Origin of the sequence: Paenibacillus sedimenti (genome assembly GCF_014534655.1) — a bacterium.
Classification (GTDB): Bacteria; Bacillota; Bacilli; order Paenibacillales; family NBRC-103111; genus Paenibacillus_E; species Paenibacillus_E sedimenti.
Map to the genome: position 1 here is coordinate 532,703 of NZ_JACVVD010000002.1, position 23,461 is coordinate 556,163.

Annotated in this window: 24 protein-coding genes, 1 pseudogene and 2 riboswitches; of the genes and pseudogenes, 15 read left to right on the forward strand and 10 right to left on the reverse strand. The window is 47.0% G+C overall.

Annotated elements, in window-relative coordinates; genetic code table 11:
• Positions 1-16: 16 nt before the first annotated feature.
• Positions 17-574 carry a hypothetical protein gene (locus ICC18_RS07095; protein ID WP_188173662.1) on the reverse strand — a complete coding sequence of 186 codons (558 nt, stop codon included), beginning with the start codon at positions 572-574 and terminating at the stop codon, positions 17-19.
• Positions 575-703: 129 nt separating this feature from the next.
• Here ICC18_RS07095 and ICC18_RS07100 point away from each other — a divergent pair, with 129 nt between their 5' ends.
• The 7 genes from ICC18_RS07100 (at position 704) to ICC18_RS07130 (ending at position 6,657) form a co-directional block, all read left to right on the forward strand.
• Entirely contained in the window at positions 704-1,999 is a 1,296-nt protein-coding gene (locus ICC18_RS07100; RefSeq protein WP_188173663.1) for an MFS transporter, read from the forward strand.
• Between the two features lie 25 nt (positions 2,000-2,024).
• Complete coding sequence (locus ICC18_RS07105) at positions 2,025-2,948, forward strand: Gfo/Idh/MocA family protein (protein WP_188173664.1); 924 nt, start codon at positions 2,025-2,027, stop codon at positions 2,946-2,948.
• Between the two features lie 32 nt (positions 2,949-2,980).
• Complete coding sequence (locus ICC18_RS07110) at positions 2,981-3,955, forward strand: helix-turn-helix transcriptional regulator (RefSeq protein WP_188173665.1); 975 nt, start codon at positions 2,981-2,983, stop codon at positions 3,953-3,955.
• Positions 3,956-4,127: 172 nt separating this feature from the next.
• Positions 4,128-4,814, forward strand: a complete 687-nt coding sequence (locus tag ICC18_RS07115; protein WP_188173666.1) for a hypothetical protein — start codon at positions 4,128-4,130, stop codon at positions 4,812-4,814.
• Between the two features lie 76 nt (positions 4,815-4,890).
• A complete protein-coding gene (locus tag ICC18_RS07120) occupies positions 4,891-5,139 on the forward strand; it encodes a hypothetical protein (protein ID WP_188173667.1) in 249 nt (82 codons plus the stop codon).
• A 44-nt stretch (positions 5,140-5,183) separates the two neighbouring features.
• On the forward strand, positions 5,184-5,597 hold the full coding sequence (locus ICC18_RS07125) for a DUF2569 family protein (RefSeq protein WP_188173668.1): 414 nt from the start codon (positions 5,184-5,186) through the stop codon (positions 5,595-5,597).
• Between the two features lie 418 nt (positions 5,598-6,015).
• Positions 6,016-6,657: an HAD family hydrolase gene (locus tag ICC18_RS07130; RefSeq protein WP_188173669.1), complete on the forward strand. Its 642-nt coding sequence runs from the start codon at positions 6,016-6,018 to the stop codon at positions 6,655-6,657.
• Positions 6,658-6,740: 83 nt separating this feature from the next.
• On the opposite strand, the pseudogene ICC18_RS07135 reads toward ICC18_RS07130, so the two are convergent.
• The 5 genes and pseudogenes from ICC18_RS07135 to gcvT all read right to left on the reverse strand — a co-directional run.
• Positions 6,741-7,094: pseudogene (locus ICC18_RS07135) on the reverse strand (MFS transporter); the annotation flags it as partial.
• 47 nt (positions 7,095-7,141) lie between these two features.
• Positions 7,142-7,555 (reverse strand): hypothetical protein, encoded by a 414-nt coding sequence (locus ICC18_RS07140; RefSeq protein ID WP_188173671.1) that lies wholly within the window; start codon positions 7,553-7,555, stop codon positions 7,142-7,144.
• A gap of 14 nt (positions 7,556-7,569) precedes the next feature.
• A complete protein-coding gene (gene gcvPB / locus ICC18_RS07145; RefSeq protein WP_188173672.1) occupies positions 7,570-9,066 on the reverse strand; it encodes an aminomethyl-transferring glycine dehydrogenase subunit GcvPB in 1,497 nt (498 codons plus the stop codon).
• Positions 9,063-10,418, reverse strand: coding sequence for an aminomethyl-transferring glycine dehydrogenase subunit GcvPA (gene gcvPA / locus ICC18_RS07150; RefSeq protein ID WP_188173673.1), 1,356 nt, complete (start codon positions 10,416-10,418; stop codon positions 9,063-9,065). Before gcvPA ends, gcvPB begins: the two co-directional genes overlap by 4 nt.
• Positions 10,419-10,450: 32 nt before the next feature.
• Complete coding sequence (gene gcvT, locus ICC18_RS07155; protein ID WP_188173980.1) at positions 10,451-11,548, reverse strand: glycine cleavage system aminomethyltransferase GcvT; 1,098 nt, start codon at positions 11,546-11,548, stop codon at positions 10,451-10,453.
• A 96-nt stretch (positions 11,549-11,644) separates the two neighbouring features.
• A riboswitch (glycine riboswitch) is annotated at positions 11,645-11,751 on the reverse strand.
• 3 nt (positions 11,752-11,754) lie between these two features.
• A riboswitch (glycine riboswitch) is annotated at positions 11,755-11,850 on the reverse strand.
• A 195-nt stretch (positions 11,851-12,045) separates the two neighbouring features.
• Between gcvT and gcvH the strand changes: the two genes are divergently transcribed.
• Positions 12,046-12,438: a glycine cleavage system protein GcvH gene (gcvH, locus tag ICC18_RS07160; RefSeq protein WP_188173674.1), complete on the forward strand. Its 393-nt coding sequence runs from the start codon at positions 12,046-12,048 to the stop codon at positions 12,436-12,438.
• A gap of 24 nt (positions 12,439-12,462) precedes the next feature.
• Positions 12,463-13,056, forward strand: a complete 594-nt coding sequence (locus tag ICC18_RS07165) for a sulfite oxidase-like oxidoreductase (protein WP_188173675.1) — start codon at positions 12,463-12,465, stop codon at positions 13,054-13,056.
• Positions 13,057-13,181: 125 nt separating this feature from the next.
• Here ICC18_RS07165 and ICC18_RS07170 read toward each other — a convergent pair whose 3' ends face one another.
• Entirely contained in the window at positions 13,182-14,354 is a 1,173-nt protein-coding gene (locus tag ICC18_RS07170; protein ID WP_188173676.1) for an RCC1 domain-containing protein, read from the reverse strand.
• Between the two features lie 413 nt (positions 14,355-14,767).
• On the opposite strand from ICC18_RS07170, the gene ICC18_RS07175 reads away from it, so the two are divergent.
• From ICC18_RS07175 to ICC18_RS07195, 5 genes are all read left to right on the forward strand, one after another.
• Positions 14,768-15,667, forward strand: a complete 900-nt coding sequence (locus ICC18_RS07175) for a LysR family transcriptional regulator (protein WP_188173677.1) — start codon at positions 14,768-14,770, stop codon at positions 15,665-15,667.
• Between the two features lie 131 nt (positions 15,668-15,798).
• Positions 15,799-18,087, forward strand: a complete 2,289-nt coding sequence (gene metE, locus ICC18_RS07180; protein ID WP_188173678.1) for a 5-methyltetrahydropteroyltriglutamate--homocysteine S-methyltransferase — start codon at positions 15,799-15,801, stop codon at positions 18,085-18,087.
• A gap of 28 nt (positions 18,088-18,115) precedes the next feature.
• The gene (locus tag ICC18_RS07185) at positions 18,116-18,337 is read left to right on the forward strand and encodes a DNA-directed RNA polymerase subunit alpha C-terminal domain-containing protein (protein WP_188173679.1); all 222 of its coding nucleotides are present in this window, start codon (positions 18,116-18,118) and stop codon (positions 18,335-18,337) included.
• Positions 18,338-18,530: 193 nt separating this feature from the next.
• Positions 18,531-19,475 (forward strand): AraC family transcriptional regulator, encoded by a 945-nt coding sequence (locus ICC18_RS07190; protein ID WP_188173680.1) that lies wholly within the window; start codon positions 18,531-18,533, stop codon positions 19,473-19,475.
• A gap of 26 nt (positions 19,476-19,501) precedes the next feature.
• Positions 19,502-19,906: a DUF1761 domain-containing protein gene (locus tag ICC18_RS07195; RefSeq protein WP_188173681.1), complete on the forward strand. Its 405-nt coding sequence runs from the start codon at positions 19,502-19,504 to the stop codon at positions 19,904-19,906.
• Between the two features lie 110 nt (positions 19,907-20,016).
• On the opposite strand, the gene ICC18_RS07200 is transcribed toward ICC18_RS07195, so the two are convergent.
• Positions 20,017-20,454 (reverse strand): DUF6376 family protein, encoded by a 438-nt coding sequence (locus tag ICC18_RS07200; protein WP_188173682.1) that lies wholly within the window; start codon positions 20,452-20,454, stop codon positions 20,017-20,019.
• Positions 20,455-20,848: 394 nt separating this feature from the next.
• On the opposite strand from ICC18_RS07200, the gene ICC18_RS07205 reads away from it, so the two are divergent.
• Complete coding sequence (locus ICC18_RS07205; protein WP_188173683.1) at positions 20,849-21,820, forward strand: NAD(P)-dependent alcohol dehydrogenase; 972 nt, start codon at positions 20,849-20,851, stop codon at positions 21,818-21,820.
• A 5-nt stretch (positions 21,821-21,825) separates the two neighbouring features.
• Here the strand turns inward: ICC18_RS07205 and ICC18_RS07210 are convergent, their stop codons facing one another.
• Positions 21,826-22,029: a hypothetical protein gene (locus ICC18_RS07210; protein ID WP_188173684.1), complete on the reverse strand. Its 204-nt coding sequence runs from the start codon at positions 22,027-22,029 to the stop codon at positions 21,826-21,828.
• 15 nt (positions 22,030-22,044) lie between these two features.
• Complete coding sequence (locus ICC18_RS07215; RefSeq protein ID WP_188173981.1) at positions 22,045-23,448, reverse strand: FAD-dependent oxidoreductase; 1,404 nt, start codon at positions 23,446-23,448, stop codon at positions 22,045-22,047.
• Positions 23,449-23,461: the final 13 nt, after the last annotated feature.

Sequence of the window (23,461 nt, forward strand, 5' to 3'; positions counted from 1 at the left end):
AAGGGTGACTTTCATTTTATGCGCCGATACCCCGGCTTGCAGAAGCATGTTTCGCTTGCGGTAAACGCAGCAATTCATGGAGGTCTGCGATTCGGATAACCAGACGGTTAATTTCATTGGTCGTATAAGATAACTGCCCGGTTCGCTGCTCAAGCTGAGTCAGGGAGATGCCGATCCAGTTCTTCTTGCGTGCATGCACACTCAAGTCGTATTTCAAAACAGTCATCGAGGCTGCATAAGGATCCGGCTTCACATAAACGTCTTTCATGACGTCATCCAGATTGAAAAAGAGCTTAGCGCGATCCCATTTAACATACCCGGGTTCAAACAGAATCACAAGCAGGTTGGAATCCGCGGACTCCTTACCCTCCATCGTAATCAAACGGACAGCGCCTTTAGCCTGATTGGGCTTGATGAATTGATTAGACCGAATATCCGGAAGAAATGGTACGATGAGAAGCGGGCATACGCTTGCGATATACAAATAAATGGTTGACTGGAACACAACGGAGAGTACAATAAAAGTCAAAAAGAGCAATACGCTTATCAGAAGTCCAAACTTATTCGATTTCATAGCAATTCGATAATCCCGCCTGACATGATAGATTAGGTAGTCAAGCCCTATTTTAACATAAGCGGCCTGCAGATTGTAGCTTTAACATCAGTCATTTGACATAAGTCACAGACAGAGGAGTTTATTTTGATGAAATATCTGGATAAATGGCGGAAACCCAAGAGAAAAATATCTCCAAACCGAAGACATTTATTGGTCGCTACGATGGAGGGCTTTCCGGCTGTTATCATTTTTCAGCTATTAGGGGGGCCTTTCCTCACGGGCTATTTACTGTACTTGGGTGCTACATCGACAGAAATCGGTTTGGTTCTTGCCATTACGACTGTTGTGAATATCATTCAGATTTTGATGGCCGTCATCATGCAAAAGTTCAGCAACCGCAAACTTATGCTGATTATTTTCGGCTCCATGCATCGATTAATATGGCCTGCTGTCGGATTGATTCCATTTCTGTTTCCGAAGGATCTTTGGGTCGCCATGTACATTGTATTTTATACGGTGGCTCATTTGGGGAATGCCGCTGGGGCGGTCGTATGGACTTCATTAATTAGCGATGCGGTTCCGGCGCCGGTTCGCGGACGATATTTTGGCATTCGCAATACGATTCTAGGGGCGGTCAGCTCTTTGGCGCTTTTTGTGGGAGGGCAAGTTCTTGACCGGTTCCCCGGTGGCCAGGGCTTCCAATATTTATTTATCATCTGCGGCATATGTGCAGTGCTCAATGTGATCGCTTATTGTCTATACCCAAACCCTCCATTTGTACCTTCGATGGAAACCAATCCGGTAGGAATGATGGGCAAGCCGCTGAAAGATCGTGCTTTTCTAAGAGCAGTATTATTTCTTGCAGTATGGTTGTTCGTGCAGGGACTGACCGTGCCGTTATTTTCCTATGTGATGCTCAAATTGATGCACGTCAACTATGAGACGGTATCGCTAATAACCGTAGTCCATACGCTTGTCATGATGGGCAGTTATTATGTATGGGGTACTTTGAACGCGAGGTACAGCGCTCAGACCTTGCTTTTATGGTCGCTGCCTATTATCGCTGCCGCTTGTTTACTGTGGGGAACTCTCGTTGTTCTTCCTTCGCTCGTCGTGCTTTATGCCGTTCATATCGTACTCGGCATCGGTTTGGGAGGCTTTAACCAAATGGTGTTTGCTTTTACGATTGGAGATACCCCGAAAAGTGAACGCCCGATGTATATTGCTACTTATTCGGCACTAACCGGCTTTGCCGCATTTTTGGGCCCAATTGTTGGCGGTAAGGTATATGCGCTTATTACCGAAACGCCTGCTTGGGTGCAGGTGTATGGTATGTCTACGCTTGTTGGCATAATCTTGCTAGTGCTTGGCGTGCTGGTGGGGCGTCTTGTTTTAGGTCAAAAGGCAATTAAGGACTCGGGACCGCAAGCCATATCCGGCTGAACATTCAAACAGAGGAGAAATAACGATGACCAAAAAAAGAATCGGACTGATCGGGCTGGGAGACATTGCGCAAAAAGTGTATCTGCCGCTATTGTCCGCGAACGAACAGGTTGAAATTGCAGGTCTTATGAGCTCCACGCCAGCGACCGTCGAACGGATGAAGGCCAAGTACCGCGTACCTTTTGGAACGACGAACCTTGATGAACTTCTTGACCAAGGGCTGGACGCCGTATTCGTCCATAGTCCAACGTCAACCCATTATGATATAGCGATGAAAAGCATGGCTAGAGGCGTAGCCGTTTATGTGGACAAGCCTTTATCCAATCATTGGGAGCAATCCGTAGAGATGGCTTCTTTTGCGGAGCAGAAAGGCGTTTTGTTGGCTGCCGGGTTCAACCGCAGGTTTGCACCACTTTATTTGGAGGCCAAACAATGGCTGAAGGATGCAGGGGGCTTCGACTGGTGCTCAGCGGTCAAACATCGGATCAAGCAGCAGGGTCACGGCGCCAAAGAAACGCTCTATGACGACCTTATTCATATGCTGGATCTTTTATTATGGCTCGGAGAGAGTCCCTACGAAGTGAATACTTGTAACCAACAACTGGATCAAGAGGGTAAACTGCTTCATGCTTCTGGAACTTTAGGATTCGGTAGCGCCATCGGCACCTACAGTATGGTAAGGCTTGCAGGCGTTGACCTGGAAAAAGTGGAGCTGCATGGGAGCGGCCGTTCTGTGGAAGTAACGAACCTGGAGTCTGCCGTGTTTTATGAAAAGGGAGCGATGCCGCGAATTCGTACCTTTGGCAGCTGGGACACCGTGCTCGAGAGAAGAGGCTTTGCGGGCGTCGTCCAACACTTTCTGGACAGTTTGAATCATCCCGAAGCTTGCAGCATCCGTGCTGATCTTGTGCTGGATTCTCATCAGTTAGTTGAGCGTTTATCCCGATAGAGTCTGCTGGCAGACGGAAGGAGTCGATCGCGATGTCCAAGGCGGATAACATGCTTTCCATTCTATGGATGTTAAAATCACGAAAGCGAATGACGGCTAAGCAGCTGGCTGAGAAGTTGGAGATGAACATTCGCACGGTGTACCGATATATCGATGCCTTGTGTGCGAGCGGAGTTCCTATCGTATCGGATTCAGGTCACAATGGCGGATACAGCTTGCTAGGACAGTTTAATGAAGCTCCGCTCGTTTTCGACCTCGATGAACAGAAAGCGCTTATTCATGCGGCACAGTTCGCTCAAGAGGCTGGATACCCATACGGCGAGAAGCTAAATCAAGCTATAGCCAAGCTTAAAATGTACACCAATCAAGAGCAGCTTCATCAAATCAACCTGCATGAAAAAGGTCTCGATGTGATTCTCCCGCAAGCCGATGCCGCACAGGTGTCCATGCTTCAAGAAGTGGAAGTTGCGGTAGCTCAAAGCAGCACCCTGCATATCGAATATCAAAAAGGCTACGGTACTTCAACTGAGACCCGCCATCTGGATCCATACGGACTTGTCAGTTGGAAAAGCAAATGGTACGTCGTCGGCTATTGCCATCTCCGGGGCGAAGTTCGGAGCTTTCGCATCGATCGTATTCGAAGCATAGTTTCGACTGGGGGCACATTCGAAAAGCCTGCGGATTTCTCAGCGCGACAATTCCTGTTATCCAGCGTAATGCCGAACAACGAAAAGCCTGAGGAGCTGATATCCGTCAAAATAAGCGGCAAAGAGCAGGCGCTTAATGACTTATGCGGCCACTGGTTTCTCATCCATGGGCTTGTGGACCGTACGCGATTGGAGGCCCACTTCAAGCTGGAAGAGAAGATGGTGCTGAATCAACTGCCAGTCATTCTCCTTAATTACGGGAGATCGATTCAAATTCAGGAGCCGCAGGCGCTTAAACGGAGAATGGTGGAAGTTACGAAAAAATTATATGAGCAGTATGCGGCTCAGGTGAATGACTGAGCGTAGAATGTTAAATGATGAAAGCCTTGGGAGATCAGGCTTTTTATTTTTTTGACGAGGTACGATACACAGAGAGGAACAACTTTAGAGACAATATCAATTTACATATAAAGGAAAGTAATGAAATTTCACGAATATAAATAACCGAGCACATCTTAAAGGAGGTACAACTATGGGAAGAAAAGTAATATTTATTATTTTTCTAATAATTATTTGTACTTCACTAGTTGTGAATATACGTTTTTACTATAACATCCATAATTTTAAAGGGTCTGCCATGCAAATGAATAATAGTTTAGAACAGAGTGTAAAGCAATTATCCGATAAATTATCAAATACAAACCTGATCATTGAAAATTTGAAGTCTGAAAGTGAAAATTTAAAAAATAATAACGCTGAAATCATAGGTAAGTTACATGCACTTGAAACTGATTCCGCGATGCGGCTTGAGGACGAAACGAACATTAAAAAGATCTATAAAATAATCGATAGTTTGCCAGAAGTATCAAAAAAACTGGCTTTTATTAAAGAGTTAAGGAATGAAAAAGGAATATATTATCTAGTCTTGGATTATGTGAATTGGTTTTCTGGAGATGATGCAAAAAAAGCGGCTAAAGAAGATAACAACCCTAACGCTGCTTCCTTAAGTAACAATTTTTATATTCGAAATGAAAGAGTTGAAAATGATAAAGTAGTCCTAGGAAATGACGCAATGATATATGAATTAAATGGTGCAATGCTGAAATACATAGAATTCAATGAATTTACTTCAGAGAAATCTAATACAACTAATCGGCTATTTAATATTCTTTTCGTTAGCGACAAGCTTATATTATTAGAAGAACAATATAGACCTTAGAAATTCAATGGAATATAACAAGATCGAAAAGAATATTGAATACATATTCAATTATCACTAATAAGGGTGTGATTTCATGGGAGGTTTTATAGTTAGTTTATTTTTAGTGGTTGTAGGTTATGTAATCTTATATCTAATCATAAAAGCTGCAATCAATAATTCGGAAATGAGTAGTTTTATGCAGAATGAAATAAGGACAATAAGAAATCAGAATACTAAAAGTAATGAAGAGCTTAATAAACAATTTGAAGAAATAAAGCTATTACTTAATGAACAGAATCAATTATTAAGAGAGCAGAATACTAATGCTAGTAAAGAGAACTAAATATATTTTGCTGAAATAATTCAAAATGCACTAAAGGAGTTAATATGCAAGAGAACCAGAAAAACCTAGCGGGAATCAGAGGTTGGCTTCTATTTTATGTGATTTTTTCCATTGTTGGATTTTTGATCAATTTGTTTGGTCTCTATAACGAATTTTACATATTCAAGTTAATAGAGACATTAGAATGGAATATTGAAAGAGTATATGATGTTGGTGCTTACATTTTACTCGAAATTCTTATCGTCATATCACTATTCTATTTATTAAAAAAGAATAAGAACGGACCGCAGTTCACAATAATAACTGAATTAATAGGGATATTAATCGGTATCATTGATTTCTTTTTCTCAAATAGAAGAATAGATGAAGTGCTAGAGCTAATGCTTACAATTATTTTAGGAACAATATGGATTTTATATTTTAGATATTCAAAACGAGTTAAAGCGACTTTTGGATGAAATTAATGAACACATTGGAGAAATTTCCTTATTTTTATTAGTATACCTTGCTTCGTGCTAGGTGTTTTTCCATTACTAAACTATTTATATTTTTTGCGGATAAGTGGAATGACGTTCATGATGGGTTTGTTCAAGAAAGTAAACACAATCAGTAAGGAGAATAAAATTGATTTTACGTAAAGTATTCGTAGGGATAGGTATATCATTAATAGTTCCATGGCTTCTATACTTTATTCTCTATTTTATTCTAAAACTGTTCATCAAAGCTGACTTTCAATACCATGATAATTATTTTATAGTTATACATTTTGGGTGGATCGAATATATTGTTTGTTTTATGATTTCACTTTTTCTTTACTTTTTAGGGTTTGTCATTTATATGAAATTGAAGAATTGATGTTAAGAAAGGAGAAAAAACATGATGAAATGCATCATTTTCGATCTCGACGGTACAATTGGAAACACGTTGCCTCTATGTATTGCAGCCTTCAAAAAATCAATCGAACCGTTGGCCGGCAGGTCACTGAGTGATCAGGAGATCATTGCTACTTTCGGTCCTTCTGAAGAAGGCACGGTTCAGGCACTGATTCCGGATTATTATGAACAGGGAGTAGAGGATTATCTCAAACACTATCGTGATTTGCATATGATGTGCGAAGCTCCATTTGATGGGATTGTCGAAGTTATTGAATTTGCAAAAAATAAAAATGTCCGATTGGCTATGGTTACCGGTAAGGGAGAGAGGAGTACGGAAGTTACTTTGGAAGTATTCGGACTTCGTTCTTATTTCGATATCATCGAAACAGGTTCTCCGCTTGGACCCAGAAAGGTGCAGGGGATCGCGAAAGTTGTAGAACATCTGGGGATAGCTCCTGAAGAATGTATATATGTCGGTGACACGCCAAGCGATATTTTGTCATCAAGGGAAGCCAAGATACCCGTCATTGCTGCTGCGTGGGCGGAAACCGCGGATAAAGAACAACTGCTGGCCCTGAAACCCGATGCGTTGTTTACCACTGTCGAAGAGTTCAAGCGATACATTGAACAAGCCTGCACATAGCTATTGAACGATATGCTGTCGCACCTGAGATTTCACTAACAACCGTCTTACGAAAATGATAAAAATCAACAGAGAAATCGCTGAGCAAGAAGCAAGTTTGTCGCTTGAAGGGCCGGCTGCGCTGAGCCAAATCCAATACCGTACAGAACGGCTGAAATAATGACACCGATGAACCCATTCGAAAAGCTTAACACCAGCAAAGCGGCAGTCGTAACAACAAGAGCCGGCACAATCACAACTACGACACCGATCCGATCCGAAAGCTTACCGGCCACGGGTCTTATTAGGGTAAGCGTAATTGCGTACACCAAAAAAAATTCAGACAGTGTAAATACTCCCGCCGCCAGGCCAATCTGAGATTCGCTGCCGCCTAATTGTTTCATATATAGCGGAAAAGTCGGAAGCAGCAAATATAAGGCCATAAACAGAAATAACGCTACAAAAGTCAATTGAATAAACGGTTTGGTCCATAGTCGCTCCACGTTCATTCCTCCTTCTTGATCCGTTCGATCTCCGTGGTTATCCACTCGATATCTGCCGCGCCGACATGCTTTCTGTGTTCAAAAACTCTTAGCAGCTGAATACGCTGTTTTTCCGGACTCGGCTTTTGTGAAATGATTTGTGCTTCAAGGTTAGCCACGTACTTGTAGGTAGTTTGGAGGAACTTCAAATATTGCTCCAGACAGGCAAGTCGAACGTCTTTCGTCACATATTGAAAATAAACCATTTTGAAATGAAAATGGCGTTCTGTCTCGGCGTTGTATTCGAGCGGTTGCTCCATCAATTGTTGAAAACGCTCGCGTCCGGTTTCCGTCAGTTCATAGACTTTTCGCAGTCTGCCAATACGAAAATGTAAAAAAGTTCCTTGGCGATATTCCAAGGAACTTTTTATGAGCATCTATAGCGGCCAGTTTATCCGCAGGAGCAGTTTAAGACCGGCTTACGCGCGGCCAGCGCTTCGTCCATACGGCTGACGACTGTCGTATACGGCGCGTTTTTGACCAAATCAGGATTCTCTTCAGCTTCTTTGGCGATGGCGATCATCGTGTCGACGAAGGCATCCAGCGTTTGTTTGCTCTCTGTCTCCGTTGGCTCGATCATGATGCATTCCTCGACGTTAAGCGGGAAATAGATGGTCGGCGGATGATAGCCGAAATCGAGCAATCGCTTGGCGATGTCGAGCGTTCGTACACCATGCTTCTTCTGGCGGTTGCCGGATAGCACGAACTCGTGCTTGCAAAAGCGAGGGTGCGGCACATCGAAGTAAGGCGTAAGTCTAGCCAGCATATAGTTGGCGTTCAGGACGGCGAATTCGGATACTTTGCGCAGGCCATCCGGACCAAGCGTCCGGATGTAGGTGTAGGCGCGAACGAGGATGCCGAAGTTGCCGTAATAGCCTTTCACGCGGCCGATGGACTGCGGGTAGTTATAGTCAAAGTAGAAGCTTCCGTCATCGCGCTTCGCAACCAGCGGAGTCGGCAAGAATGGAATCAGCTTCTCTTTGACGCCGACTGGGCCAGCACCTGGTCCGCCGCCGCCGTGCGGGGTGCTCATCGTTTTGTGCAGGTTGAGATGCACGACGTCGAAGCCCATATCGCCCGGACGAGTGATCCCCATGATGGCGTTGGCGTTGGCGCCGTCGTAGTAGAGCAGTCCGCCCGCAGCGTGAACGATCTCGGCGATCTCCACGATCTGCTCTTCGAACAAACCGAGTGTGTTCGGATTCGTGAGCATGAGCGCAGCGGTGTCAGACCCGACCGCTTTGCGGAGCTCATCGAGGTTCACAAGACCGCGTTCATTCGACTTGATCGTGATGGTTTCGAATCCGGCTACAGTTGCGCTGGCCGGATTGGTACCGTGCGCGGAGTCCGGGCAGATGACTTTCGTCCGTTTTTCGCCGCGGCTTTCATGGTAGGAGCGGATCATCATGAGACCGGTCCATTCGCCGTGAGCGCCGGCGGCAGGCTGAAGCGTGACACGATCCATGCCTGTCAGGGCTTCAAGGTCGTTCTGGAGATTAAATAGCAGCTCCATCGCGCCTTGCAGCGATTCCTCAGGCTGGTAAGGATGTATTTTAGCGAAGCCCGGGAAGCGGGCGACGTCTTCGTTGATTTTCGGGTTGTATTTCATGGTACAAGAGCCGAGCGGGTAGAAACCGTTGTCGATGCCGAAATTGCGGCGGGACAGCGCAGTATAGTGACGGATGACGTCAACTTCGTACACCTCTGGAAGCTCGGCTGCGCTGTTACGTTGGAACTTGGCAGGCAGCGCCTCGTTCAGGTCGATTTCAGGCACATCGGAATCAGGCAAGGCATAAGCGATGCGTCCCGGGTGGCTCATTTCGAAAATGAGCGCTTTGCCGTTTTGATTGATGTCCGGTTGATTGATAATAACGTTGTTTTCGCTCATGCTAGCTCCTCCAATGCGGCGGCGAAGGCATCGATATCTTCGCGCGTTCTTTGCTCGGTGACGGCGATCAGCATATGGCCGGCGAACTCGGTGTAATCGCGGCCGAGGTCGTAGCCGCCGATGATGTTTCGCTGCAGGAGCTTGCTGTTCAGCTCCTGCACGTTGGTGCCATCCGGCAGCTTGACGGCGAATTCGTTGAAGAAGCTGCCGGTGAACGGAAGCTTCAGCTTACCGGCCGCGGCGAGTCGGTTCGCCGCGTAGTGGGCTTTTTGGACGTTGAGCTTACCGACGTCCTGGATGCCCTGCTTGCCCATCGTGGACAAGTACACGGATGCGCAAAGCGCGAGAAGCGCCTGGTTGGAGCAGATGTTCGACGTGGCTTTCTCACGACGGATATGCTGCTCCCGCGCTTGGAGCGTAAGCACGAAGCCGCGCTTGCCGGCGCGGTCGACGGTTTGGCCGACGATGCGCCCCGGCATGCGGCGCATCCAGCTCTCGGCGACGGCGAAGTAGCCGCAGGTCGGCCCGCCAAGCGCAGCCGGGATGCCGAGCGGCTGGCAGTCGCCGACGACGATGTCGGCGCCGAGCTTGCCCGGCGCCTCGAGCAGCCCGAGCGTGAGCGGGTTCGCGCTCACGACGAGCAGTGCGCCCGCGCCGTGCGCGAGCGGCTCCACAGCGCCGACATCCTCCAAGCAGCCGAAGAAATTCGGCGATTGGACGATGACGGCGGCGGTATCGCCGCTGAGCTTGGAAGTGAGGTCATCGAGGTCCGTCACGCCTTCCGGCGTGAGGCCGATCTCGACCACTTCCAAGTTCAGCCCGCGGGCGGTGGTGCGCAGGATCGCGCGCGCCTCCGGGTGCACCGCACGCGACACGAGCAGTTGGCTGCGCTTCGTCGCGCCGCTGGCCAGGGCGCCGGCTTCGGCCAGCGCCGTCGCGCCGTCGTACATCGAGGCGTTCGCTACGGCCATGCCGGTGAGCTCACAGATGTACGATTGAAACTCGAAAATCGCCTGCAGCTCGCCTTGGCTGATTTCCGGTTGATAAGGCGTGTACGCCGTGTAGAACTCCGAGCGTGAAATGACATGATTAATCACCACAGGGAGGTGGTGATCGTAGATGCCTGCGCCGAGGAAGCTGGCATACCGGTCGAAGTCGGCGTTGCGTCCTGCCAGACCGCGCATATAGCGCAGAAGGCCTTGTTCATCCAGCGCTTTGGACACGTTCAGTTCGCCTTGGAAGCGAACCTTCTGCGGGATATCTGCAAACATCTCTTCGATCGATGAGATGCCGATTGTCTCCAGCATTTCCTTTTGATCCTGTTCGGTAATCGGTAAATAACGATGTTTCATGATGGCTATAGGCTCCTCTCGCTTTAGGGCGGTTATGGTTTTCTTTTATAGAAAGGGGTAGCGACGACTTTCGCCTTCACTTGCGCTCCTCTGATTTCAACATTCACTTCTGTACCTTGCGCGCTGTAGGCTGAATCGATTAAAGCTAAGCCAACGTTCGTTTTGTATGTGGGAGACTGCGTCCCGGTGGTCACTTCCCCGATCTGTTTGCCGTCTGCAAAAACGGCGTAGTGTGGACGCGGAATACCGCGTTCGATCATCTCAATGCCAACGAGCTTGCGCGGCGTACCTTTCGCTTTTTGTTCGACGAGGACATCGCGCCCGATGAAATCTCCTTTATCCAGCTTAACGAAAAAGGAGAGGCCGGCTTCAAGCGGAGAAATATCTTTGGAAAGCTCTTGACCGTAAAGAGGGAGTCGCGCTTCAAAACGCAGCGTATCGCGAGCGCCTAAACCGGCAGGTACCAGATCCAGATGTTGGCCTGCACCCAGAAGAAGATTCCACAGCTTAATTGCGTCATCCTTGTCGATATACAGTTCAAAACCGTCTTCGCCGGTATAGCCCGTACGAGATACAAGTGCCTGAATGCCAGAAACATTCACATCCTGAAGGAAACGGAACGTTTTCAAAGATTGAATCGGCGCCTCAGTGACTTTAGCAAGAATCTGCTCGGCGTGAGGCCCTTGCAAGGCGAGCATCGCCGTTTCATCGGACACGTTGGTCAGCTCGACGTTACCCGTTAGATTTTGCCGCATCCAGTCGATATCTTTGTCAATGTTCGAAGCATTGATGACCAGCATATAGTTATCTTCGCCTAGCTTGTAAACAAGGAGGTCATCCACGACGCCTCCGTTCGGATAGCACATGAGACTGTACTGGCACTGGCCGATTTCCAGCTTGGAGACATCGTTGGTCGTCAAGTTTTGCAAAAAGGAGAGGGAATCGGCTCCTTTGATCAGGACCTCGCCCATATGGGACACATCAAAAAGACCGGCTTGCTGCCTGACGGCGTCGTGCTCTTTTTGAATTCCCAAGAACTGTACGGGCAGTTCCCACCCGCCGAAATCAATGACTCGCGCTCCATGCTCCGCATAAACCGGGAAGAGCGGTGTTCGTTTTAGCATGCTTATTTCCTCGCCTTCGATCCAAGTTTTTGGTCCTACGGGTATTTTGCCCAAAATGCAAAAAAGAGCAAAAAGTACGCATCACAAAATACATACTTTTTGCCCTGTCCTTTGTACCTGAGAGTTACCTCGCCAGCGCCCACGCGGCCTGCAAGTTTCCCCTTGGGTGTTCGGTTTCACCGTTAACGGTGCACCGAAGCTCTCCAGAGTTGCGTCCGATACAGGTCCTTTTGCCTGAGAGATTCACCACTGTAAGGGCTTACTCCTTCGGCGCCGCGCTGTTCTGCGGTCTCTCCCTGCATCATCATTCGCTCATATTCAGTTTCCTTCACTGTATTATTATGTGTCTAGATTGGTGCAAATTGTCAACCTGAACTTTTGTAGACGCTTATTATGTAACACGTAGTGTTAGTTTGAAATATTTTCAAACGCTCGCCTTGACTTTCAGGTTTCCATTAGATTAAGCTAAAAGCAAAATTTGCTGGTAAGCGAGGCGTGAAGCGATGAGTCAAGTACAAGCCAATTTGTTATACACCAAAGAACATGAGTGGGTAGAGAAGCTGTCGGATACCGTTGTACGCGTAGGCATTACGGATTTTGCCCAGGATCAGTTGGGAGACATTGTATTTGTTGAGCTTCCGAAAGAAGGTTCAACCGTTACCGCAGATGACAGCATTGGCAGCGTAGAATCGGTAAAAACGGTTTCGGATATTTTCTCGCCGGTATCCGGTAAAGTTACCGCTGTGAACAGCGCGCTTGAAGGATCTCCTGAGCTTGTGAACAGCGCTCCATTCGGCGAAGGCTGGATGGTAGAAGTCGAAATCTCCGGCGCTGATGCTCTGGAAGGCTTGCTTACGGCTGCTGAATACGAAGCATATATTGGCAATGACCACTAAGTTCTAAGAACTGGAGGGTTTCCCATGTTATTTGGGCAAAAGCCGCAAGAACACAATGACCGTGTTCCGCCCGGGCAAACGCTAACGCAAGGCTGGCCAGTGCTTCACTACGGGTCCGTCCCTTATTATAACGATATGAGCAAGTGGGATTTGCGGGTGTTTGGGCTTGTCGAAGAGGAGTTTGCGATTTCGTACAAGGACTTCATGGTACTCCCGCGCAAAGAGTTCGCGAACGACATTCACTGCGTTACCACATGGTCCAAGCTAGACAATGTATGGGAAGGCGTCGCTGTCGCGGACATCATGAACAAGGTGCAAGTGAAGCCGGAGGCCACTCACGTGATGCTGCATGCGGAGCATGGCTGGACGACGAACCTGCCGCTGGAGGACTTCCTCCGCGAGACGTCGTTCTTCGGCATCAAGCATAACGGACAACTGCTGACGCCGGACCACGGCTATCCGGTGCGCATGGTCGTACCTCATCTGTATTTCTGGAAAAGTGCAAAGTGGCTGCGCGGCATTGAGCTGATGCCAAAGGATAAGCCGGGCTTCTGGGAGCGGAACGGATATCACATGTATGGTGATCCTTGGGCTGAGCAACGTTACGATTTTGATTAGGGTTAAAATTATGTTAGTCATGTTGCAATTTCATCATGACTAATAAATTGAAATGACGAAGAGGCTGTCTCAAAAGGGATATTTTCCCTTGAGAGACAGCCTCTTGTGCATCTTAGTCATTTGAGTTATTTTGAATCTTTTCTGAATTCGACTTGTAAAGGATTCGAATTGAAATTCGTGAATTGATCTAAACCCCATATCCATAATGTCCCGTCTTTTTTAATGGCCGCTTCAGTTGTTAAATCATAAGCTAAAGTACTAATAGAGACTGAGGAGATATCCGTCAATCCATTGAACTGTGAAAGATCTCGCCAAACTTTTGCGGGTGCCTTTCCCAATGCATCCCAACTCTGAATGAAATATCCCAATCCCCAGACACTACCGTCTTTCTTCACAAATAGTGCATGTTCACCACCATAGTCGAAGTTTACTACGTCTGATAGTCCGGCAATTGGGAAAGGAGGGACTTCATTATCCGTTGCATCGGCATTTGGTTTAGCAAATATGCTGCGGCCCCAAGTCCAAACAGTACCATCCTTTTTTAATGCAAAATGGTCGTCGAGCCTAATAATGTCGGTCAATTCCTTCATCTGCACCAGAGGGGTCGATCTTATCAAGTCGTAAAGAGAGGCATCAGTAGTTGTGAGTTGTTTTTGATAATCCATAGTCCATACGGACCCGTCGTCTTTCAAGAAGGTGGTCTCATAGGAAATGTACATATCTTTAATGTGATCCAGCCCATCGATAAGCACTGGCTCCGATTTTAGTGAAGTACTGTTTCTTACCCAGTTAGGGCTCGTTTCAAAAATCCATACTTTCCCATTCTTATCGATGGCCATGCCTATATGTCCTAAGACGTCTATTTTGACGATATGTTCCAAATGGGGGATTGGATCGCCGAGTGCTGCAGAAATATGATCGTTTAAGTCTAATGGTGCAGTACCGGTATTGCGCTCCACAGTCCATACTGTTCCGTCATCTTTCAAGGCGAGGGTCATCCCTCCTTTTTCAACAATACTTGTAACCTTATCCAAGTTTTTGGCCTTTACCATAAGGGTAGAATTAAATCCAGGCTTTACAGAGATGGCATGATGTGCCATGCACCAAACGTTGCCTTGATCATCAAGCGCTAATGGAAAGAAGGGATCTATTACTTGGATTATCTTTGGGTCTACTTTTTGTGAAGTTTCAGTAGCTAGGACTTTTGGTGCCATTCCGGTAGAAAGCATTAGTACTGCTGCCGCCGATAAGGTTGCAGCGGATAGAGTCATTCGTTTTGACCATAAACGTAAAATCAAGGTATCAATCCTCCAAATTTGAAAATAATAAATGTAATTCCATATTTACCCATACAATTAGACGCAGCTATTATTGGAAAGTTTCGAATAAATGTACTAAATATAGGAATTACAATGGTTGCTAAGCCGATGAATGAAAATTCGAGTATCTTGAGGGGCGAATGACGGACCCTTTAGAGATAATAAAGTGGAAAAATGGACACTTTGAGATGCATATGGCGATCCCTTTCTCGAGCAAAGATACGATTTTGATTAATATCTAAATTGTTTAAGGCATGTTGCTACCGCACCATGCCTTTTTATATTCTTAAAATATGTAATAACATTGCCGTAAAAGCCTCATTTTGAATGTATAATGTAAAGAAGAATACGAGCAATCCAATCATAGGTAAATATGTAAGGGGAGTATTCCATTGACTCTACAACAATTAAAATACGTTATCGAGGTGGCGAATCAGGGCTCCATTAATGAGGCTGCCAAGCGGTTGTTTATTTCTCAGCCTAGCCTTTCAAATGCGATAAGGGATCTTGAATTAGAAATGCAGATTATGATTTTTGAAAGATCCAATAAAGGGATAACTCTTTCTAAGGAGGGGGTTGAATTTCTAAGCTATGCGCGACAGGTAGTCGAGCAGGCCGAATTATTGGAAAACCGATATCGGGGTGCTAAGCCCTCCCCTCAGTATTTTTCGATTTCCACTCAGCATTATGCTTTCGCAGTGAATGCATTTGTGAATCTGGTTAGGGAATACGGCCAAGATGAATATGAGTTTGCATTACGCGAGACCAAAACCTACGAAATTATTGAGGATGTCAAAAATTTACGCAGCGAGATCGGGATCTTGTATATGAATGAGTTTAACGGGAAGGTCATCAACAAATTACTAAAAGATGCGAATTTGCAATTCAACAGCTTATTTACGGCGAAGCCGCACATTTTCATTAGTATTAGAAACCCTCTGGCTAAGCAATCCATTGTGACAATCAAGCAGCTTCAGCATTATCCGTATCTTTCCTTTGATCAAGGTGAATATAATTCTTTCCATTTTTCAGAGGAGATTCTCAGTACGTTGACTCATAGGAAAAGCATTCGGGTGAATGATCGGGCGACGCTTTTTAATTTACTGATTGGCTTGAACGGGTATACCATCTCGACAGGGGTGCTAAGCGCCGATTTGAATGGCAATGAAATTATTCCAGTCCCTTTGGATTGTGATGAAACCATACATATAGGTTGGATTTCTCATAAAAATGTGCCGCTTTCCAAGCTAGGGGCCGCATATATTCAAGCTCTCAAGCAGGTAATAACTTAAAAACTATTGTTATAGCTATAGGCTATGACTAGGTATAGTTTAATTCAGTTACGCTATATCCAGCAATACATGATATCGTTCTTGTAAACAACCGTATGGTTCAATAAATTTTACGCAGGGGTGTTTACGAGATGATAAAAAGCAGTATATTGGGTTATCCGCGTATTGGTACGGATCGAGAATGGAAGAGAGCGCTCGAGGCATTCTGGTCAGGCAAAATCGAAGAATCAGAGTTTCACAGCCAGTTGCAGGTGATCCGTCTGAATCATTTGCGCAAGCAGCAGGAGAAGGGCATCTCCTTCATCCCGGTCAATGATTTCAGCTATTACGATCATGTGCTTGATACAGCCGCTATGTTCGGCATTATTCCTAAACGCTTTTCTTATAAGGGCGGGGCTGTACCATTGTCTGTCTATTATGCAATCGCTCGAGGGACGAAGGATGCTGCTGCAAGCGAAATGACCAAGTGGTTTAACACCAACTATCACTATATTGTACCCGAAATGGACGGGGCATCGCCGGTGCTTACCGAAAATAAACCCTTGATCGCTTACCGGGAAGCTAAGGAGAAGCTCGGTATTGAAGGCAAGCCTGTTATTCTCGGACCGTTGACATTCCTAAAGCTCTCAAAAGGGTACAGCCCATCCGAGACAGATGCCTGGCTCGACCGATTGATCCCGCTTTATGTGCAGATTCTTCAGGAGCTTTCAAATGAAGGGGTCCCGTGGGTACAGATCGACGAACCGATTCTTGTAACAAAGTTAAGCTTGGATGATGTGCAACGTCTGAAAACAATTTACGAAACGTTTGCCGCATCAGTGCCGGGCATCAACATAATGCTGCAAACCTACTTTGAATCGGTTGAGCACTATAACGACATAGTCTCACTGCCCGTCAAAGGCATAGGTCTTGATTTCGTACACGGTTTCTCAGGTAATATATCGTCGATCAGAGCGCAAGGATTTCCTAAGGACAAAGTTCTAGGTGCAGGTATCATAGACGGCCGTGGCATTTGGAAGTCTCAGCTTCGTGAGAAAATAGCACTCCTGAAGGAACTCGTTAAAATTGTAAGCCCTGAGTGTCTGGTCGTCCAATCATCGTGCAGTTTACTTCATGTTCCAGTAACAGTAAAACAGGAGACGAAACTTGCATCTGAACTGAAGGATGCTCTTGCATTTGCAGATGAGAAGCTGGACGAACTTGTACTTCTTGTGAATGCAATCACTCGAGACGGGGCCGGAATCGTAGGTGAGTTGGAAAAAAACGATCGTGCCATTGAAGCGCTCAAACAGTCGGATGAGCGCAATCGCAGCGACATTCAGCATGCCGTCGCTGCCATCAGTGATCAACCCCTGGAACGAAACCGACCTTTTTCCGAACGTCATATTGTTCAACAGAAGAAATGGCAATTGCCGATTTTTCCGACGACCACAATCGGCAGCTTTCCGCAATCCGCAGAGGTGCGTAAAGCCCGGCAGCAGTGGCGCAATGCTGAGTGGAACAATGAGCAGTATGCTGACTTTATCCGAGAACAGATCGATATTTGGATCAAGCTGCAGGAGGAAACCGGCCTGGATGTTCTTGTGCACGGAGAGTTTGAGCGAACCGACATGGTCGAGTTCTTTGGTGAAAAGCTTGCCGGCTTTGCGTTTACGCAGAACGGATGGGTGCAGTCGTACGGTTCCCGTTGCGTGAAACCGCCGATTATATTTGGGGATGTAGCGTTTACGAGGGAGATGACCGTCGAAGAAACAAAGTATGCCCAGTCGCGGACCGAATGCCCCGTTAAAGGGATGCTGACCGGACCGATTACGATAATGAATTGGTCGTTCGTCCGCGAGGACATCCCGCGCGAACAAATTGCCTACCAGTTGGCCTATGCGCTTAGACAAGAAGTGGAGGCGCTTGAACGAGCGGGCATTGGCATGATACAAGTCGATGAACCAGCAGTTCGTGAAGGGCTGCCGCTTAAGGAAGATGAACAAGCAAAATACTTATCGTGGGCTATCAAAGCATTCCGTATGGCGACCTGTACGGTAAAGGATACAACGCAAATTCACACACATATGTGTTATTGCGAGTTCCACGACATGATTCATTCGATCGAAGCGATGGATGCGGACGTAATCTCGATCGAGACATCACGCAGTCATGGTGAACTGATTCATAGCTTCGAGTTGAACACATACAAACTGGGCATCGGTTTAGGCGTATACGATATCCATAGTCCTCGTATTCCGCTCGTAGAGGAAATGACGAGTATGATTGAACGTGCCTTGCGTGTACTGGACCCTAAGCTATTCTGGATTAATCCGGACTGCGGACTTAAAACGCGCGGATTCGAAGAAACTGTCGATTCCTTGCGGAACATGGTTGAAGCCACGAGGATCGTTCGTAAGAAGTATGCTGCAATAATTTAAAAGGTTTATTATGAAAGGTGAGCTCACAATGTCAAAAAACAATATAGACGAAAATGATCTTCCGCCCGGGCTAGCCAAGCCGGCACAACGGGCACTTGCTGGCGCTGGATATTCGCGGCTTGAGCAGCTTAGCAAGCTTACCGAAGCCGATCTCCTGAAGCTGCATGGCATGGGACCAAAGGCGCTGGATCAGATCCGTCGCGCTCTTGCCGCCAAAGGTCTGTCGTTCTCTGAAGAATCTGACATATAGAGGTTCCCCTATGTGTCCATCGTTACGATCAAACGTGCCGATTTACCCTTAAGCAATTTAAATTAGGACCCACAGCTTGGCTGCTCCTGCGGGTTTCTTTTTTTTAGGCTTGATCGCTTTTTAGTAGCATTTTTTTTCAGTCCGTTTTATGGTATTCTGAGCACAAATTCATCAATGGCTAGGGGTATGCGAATTGGCGGGTCTAGATCAAGAGCAGCGCACGAGAATCAGCAAGGTTTTGGAATATATCGAGCATCATTTGGATCAAACGTTGTCGCTGGAGTATTTGGCGAAGCTGTCGACTTACTCGCAGTCTCATTTTCACAGACTATTTACGGAAATGGCAGGGGAAACGCCGGCAGATTACGTGAAACGGTTACGGCTTGAAAAGGCAGCGCATGACTTGATCTATGAGCCGAATTTGTCGGTGACGGAGATCGGACTTCAGTGCGGGTTTTCTTCTTTATCTTATTTTACAACGGCTTTTACTGAGCGGTATCAGCATAGTCCCAAGACTTGGAGAGAGGGAGCTTACCTCGAGAAATTTCCAAGGCGCTATTTACATAGCAAGAAATCTAAACAATTTAGTAGGAAAGAGCAAGAAACCAGTCCGGAAACAAGCTATACTCGATTCCAGTGGGTCGACCTCACTAAAGTACGGACGATGGTATTTCCGGAAGCTGCCATCGTTCTCTCGCACCGCTTAGGGGCGTATACGCAAGACATAATACCAACGTGGGAGGGCATTTACCGCTGGGCGGAAGCTAGGGATCTTCTATCGCAGCATAGCAGGCTGATGGGAGTGCCACGCAGCAACCCATATCTCACGCCGCCGGACAAATGCCGGTATGATTGCTGCGTTACGGTACCTCTGGGGACGACCGTCGGTAACGACATGGAGACAGGGACGTTCCAAGGGGGCAAGTTTGCCGTATACGAATTCGATGAGCCGGTCGGGTACGACAATCGCCAGCTGCTAATTGAATGCTACTCGGAGCTTTACAGCTTCTGGCTGCCTCGGAGCGGCTATCGGTATCTTGGTAATCCTGTGGAGCTCGTGCAAATTACACCAAAGGCAGGCACACTCGACATCGAGTGCCGGATTACGGCGATTACGCTGCCGATCGAACCGAAATAACGATTCATGGAAAAGGGGAAAGCATAGTGACGTTAGCTTTAACGGAGATCAACTACTGGGCGGTGCTGGTAGGGGCAATTTTTTATATGATATTTGGGGCTTTGTACTTTTCACCGATGTTGTTTGGCGGCAGCTGGACACGCTTGAACAATGTCAAAGAAGGACATATGAGCAATCCGCTCATATATGTCGCATCCACGGGTGTTGCATTCTTAAGTTCGTTCTTGATGGCGATTCTTATTCAAGGTACAGGAGCGAGCGGTCTTTTGGCTGGACTTGTGGTAGGGCTTGTAGTTGCACTCATTGTTACACTAGTTTATTTGAAAAACGCAGCCTTTGGTCTTATGTCTCGCAAAGTGTTTGCCATCGCATTTGGGGACCACATCCTGTCTTTCATCGTGCTAGGCATCCTGCACGCCGTCTGGAAATAACAACGAGTTCAAAAGATAAACGCCGAAAGAGTCCGTCCTTAGGGGCAGTTCTCCCGGCGTTTTGTATTTTGAAGGGATTTCCAGTTGTTTCAAGCCGGCATTTGAATCACTTACAATCCTAAATTATTAATTCGATTGATTAAGCTAGTTATATCATTAATTGTAGTGATGATTTGTGAATTTTGAAGTTTATCAAGTGCCAAATGTCCATTTTCCACCACTTTATTGATTTCTTGCAACAATACTTTATTTTTGTCTACCAATTGCTGATGAATATCCTTTGCAATCGAAGGGGCATTGATCAGATTAAATTGTTCGATTTCCTTTTTAAAATCGTTTAATTGATTTTCAAGCTTCTGCTTTGCTTCTGGATTCGTAGCGGCATCTTTAATCATTTGCGGTGCTTGTTCTGCAAAAGTACTTAAACGATTGATGTGTTCGGTTGCTTGGTTTACATATTCTAAAGAGTTATTTGCTTTCTCCAGAATAGAACACGCACTTAACATCAGGGTTGAAAGCATTAGTAATATCAGCATCAATTTTCTCATATTTTTTTCACTTCTTTCAGTTTTATTTTTCCGGCAGAAATAAATGTTTGTTATTATTTTATTACGTATTACTAGAATAAAGGGTTTCGCGAAGGATCGTTTAGTTATACAAATGGGGGGAATGAATGGTCATGAGCACAATCAATCATTGGATCGAAAAAGTAATACGGATGGCAGAGAACGGAGCCTTGCCTTCCATCATATAAATGCTTCTGGTAAACTCGAGCCATTTAGAATTTGGGCACAGAAGCATAACAGTTGATATGCTTACTGGGGGTTGTGATTATCTGGTAAAATGTCATTTAAACTTGACACAGTGACTGGTTTATGTTACTTTGTGTATATAAAACTTGACTTTTGGAAAATAGATCAACGAGTTAAAAGGGAGGCCCTTATGAGAGCGATCGTATGCACAAAATACGGCTCACCGGATGTTTTTCGACTCCAAGAGATAGAAAAGCCAATTCCCAAAGATCATGAAGTCCGAATCAAAATACATGCGGCTACAACTGGACCGGCAGACTGTGCTTTTAGGAAAGGTGACCCATTCATGGTCAAGCTTATTTACGGTCTAAGAAGGCCGAAATACCCGATACTGGGTGCAGAGTTGGCCGGCGAAATTGAAGCTGTTGGCAAACATGTAACGCGATTTCAAGTAGGCGACCAAGTTTATGGTCTTAGTGCAAAGACGTTCGGTGCTTATGCCGAGTACAAATGTCTGCCTGAAGATATCCCGCTGGCGATCAAATCGGCCGCGATGTCCTATGAAGAAGCCGTCGCCGTTTGTGATGGTGCACTTACTGCTTTGACATTCCTTCGCGATCAAGCAAAGCTTCGGCGTGGACAAAAGGTTCTGATTAACGGCGCTTCCGGGGCGGTGGGAATTTATTCGGTACAGCTAGCGAAATACATGGGTGCTGAAGTCACAGGAGTATGCAGTACAGCAAATGTAGAGTTGGTAAAGTCGCACGGAGCCGATAAGGTCATTGATTATACCCGGGAGGATTTTACGAAAACCGGTCAGGCTTATGACGTCATTTTCGATGCGGTGGGTAAGCGGTCCTTTGCACAATGTAAAGGCTCGCTCACGCAAAGAGGCGTCTACCTTTCCACGGTCCCTTCATTGTCCCTTCTCTTTCACATGTTAAGAACTGCGGTGCCCGGCGGCAAAAAAGCCATCTTTGTGACTGCGGGACTCATGCAGAATCAAGCCAATCTGATCTTCCTTAAAGAGCTTTATGAGTCTGGAAATATCAAAGCGGTCATCGATCGTCGATATCCATTGGAACAGGTTGCCGAGGCTCACCGCTACGTGGAAAAGGGTCACAAAAAGGGAAATGTCGTCATCACTTTGGCGCAGCCCTAGGGGTTTTACAATGGGTTTCGGATCGCCACCACCATTGTGCTGGAAGTGGAAGGAGGACTGGAAGCGATCAGGCCGCAGACGTCATTTTGGATACCCGGATAAGTGCATATACATGCTCCCATATAATAGCAAACAGCCGGTCCCTGCATCATTTGCAGAGTTCCGGCTGTTTGATTTACAAGCTGAATTAAGAACGGGATAGCGTTCATTTCGATGACACCCCGCTATTCGCACTCGTCATTGAAGGTCACGGCGCCCACGGCTACCGCCTGATCGGCACCCGCTTGCCCCGGCCGTTCGCCCAGCCACGCCCCTTGCTCCACCAACTTGCGCTGAAGCTCAGGAACCGGCACCTCGCGGAAGCCGATGCGTGCGAAGCTCGCCATCGCTGCCGCAACGCCCGCCGCCTCGCCCATAGCGAAGCAGTTCGGCATAACGCGGAGCGATCCTTGCACAGGGCGGTCCGAAGAGACGGATCGTCCGGCCACGATCAGATTGGACTTGCCATGCGGAAGCATGCAGCGATAAGGGACGCCATGCGATTTGCCTTTCGGCAGATGCTTGATCGTCATCGTGCTGCCGGCATTGGCAAGGTGGATATCGATAAAGTATGAATTCCGCGCAATATCGTCCTCGAAGCTGCGCATCGACAGGAAGTCCTCGACAACCAGCGTATAGTCACCCTGAATCCGGCGCGTTTCGCGAATCCCGATCTGGTCGCCGGAGTGGACGAGATGAATGTGCTCAAAGCCCGGCACATATTTACGCAAAAAGCGCATCTGCGTATCGATCAGTTTGCGGCCCTCGATGGCGGCACGGGTCAAATCTTCCGCTTTCGTGCCGTCAATGCCAAATACATGGCCAAAGTTGAAACCGACGACGGAATCGGTAATCCAGGCCATGCCCGAAATCCGTTTGCGCCCCTCCGGAAGATCCCCGTTGCGCTGCGCTTCCATGACCGTTCTCTCCAGCTGGTTGCGCTCGCCGGTTTCCTCTAGAAACTGCTCGAAGCGGGCTCTGTCTGCCCCAGTGACGACATAGCACATCGTGCCCGGCTGCAGCTCGCCCTGCTCGCCGCCGACCTGGAAAGGAACGCCGGCCAGCGCAGCCAAATCCGCATCGCCCGATGCGTCGATGTACAGCTTGGCTTGGATTACGGAGCGCCCGGATTTGTTGCTGATGACCAGCCCGCTGATGCGGTCGCCATCCAGCAGTACTTGATCGGCTACGGTGTGGAATAAGATCTTCGCTCCACTAGCGAGTACCTCAGCGTCGTAAACGCGCTTAAGTGTTTCCACATCGATGGGAACCCAGTCCAGCTGCTCTTTATAACTTTGCAAAAATTTCTCTCCGGCAGCTTGCTTCATCTTCTCGAGCAGATCAAGCCCAATACCGCGAATGACTGGTTTTTCACCGTCCGTATACGGACAAAAAGCAGGTACAAGTGCGGCTGTGCCCATCCCGCCGAGGTAGCCTCTTTGCTCGATTAGCAGCGTGCTGGCTCCGTTCCGGGCTGCGGCAATAGCTGCCGCAATTCCCGTTGCGCCTCCGCCAACGACGACGACATCCGGGGTGTGGTTGACAGGCAGGCTTTGCGAAGGGATCGTAACGGTTTGTTGATTTTCCATCGACATGGCGAAC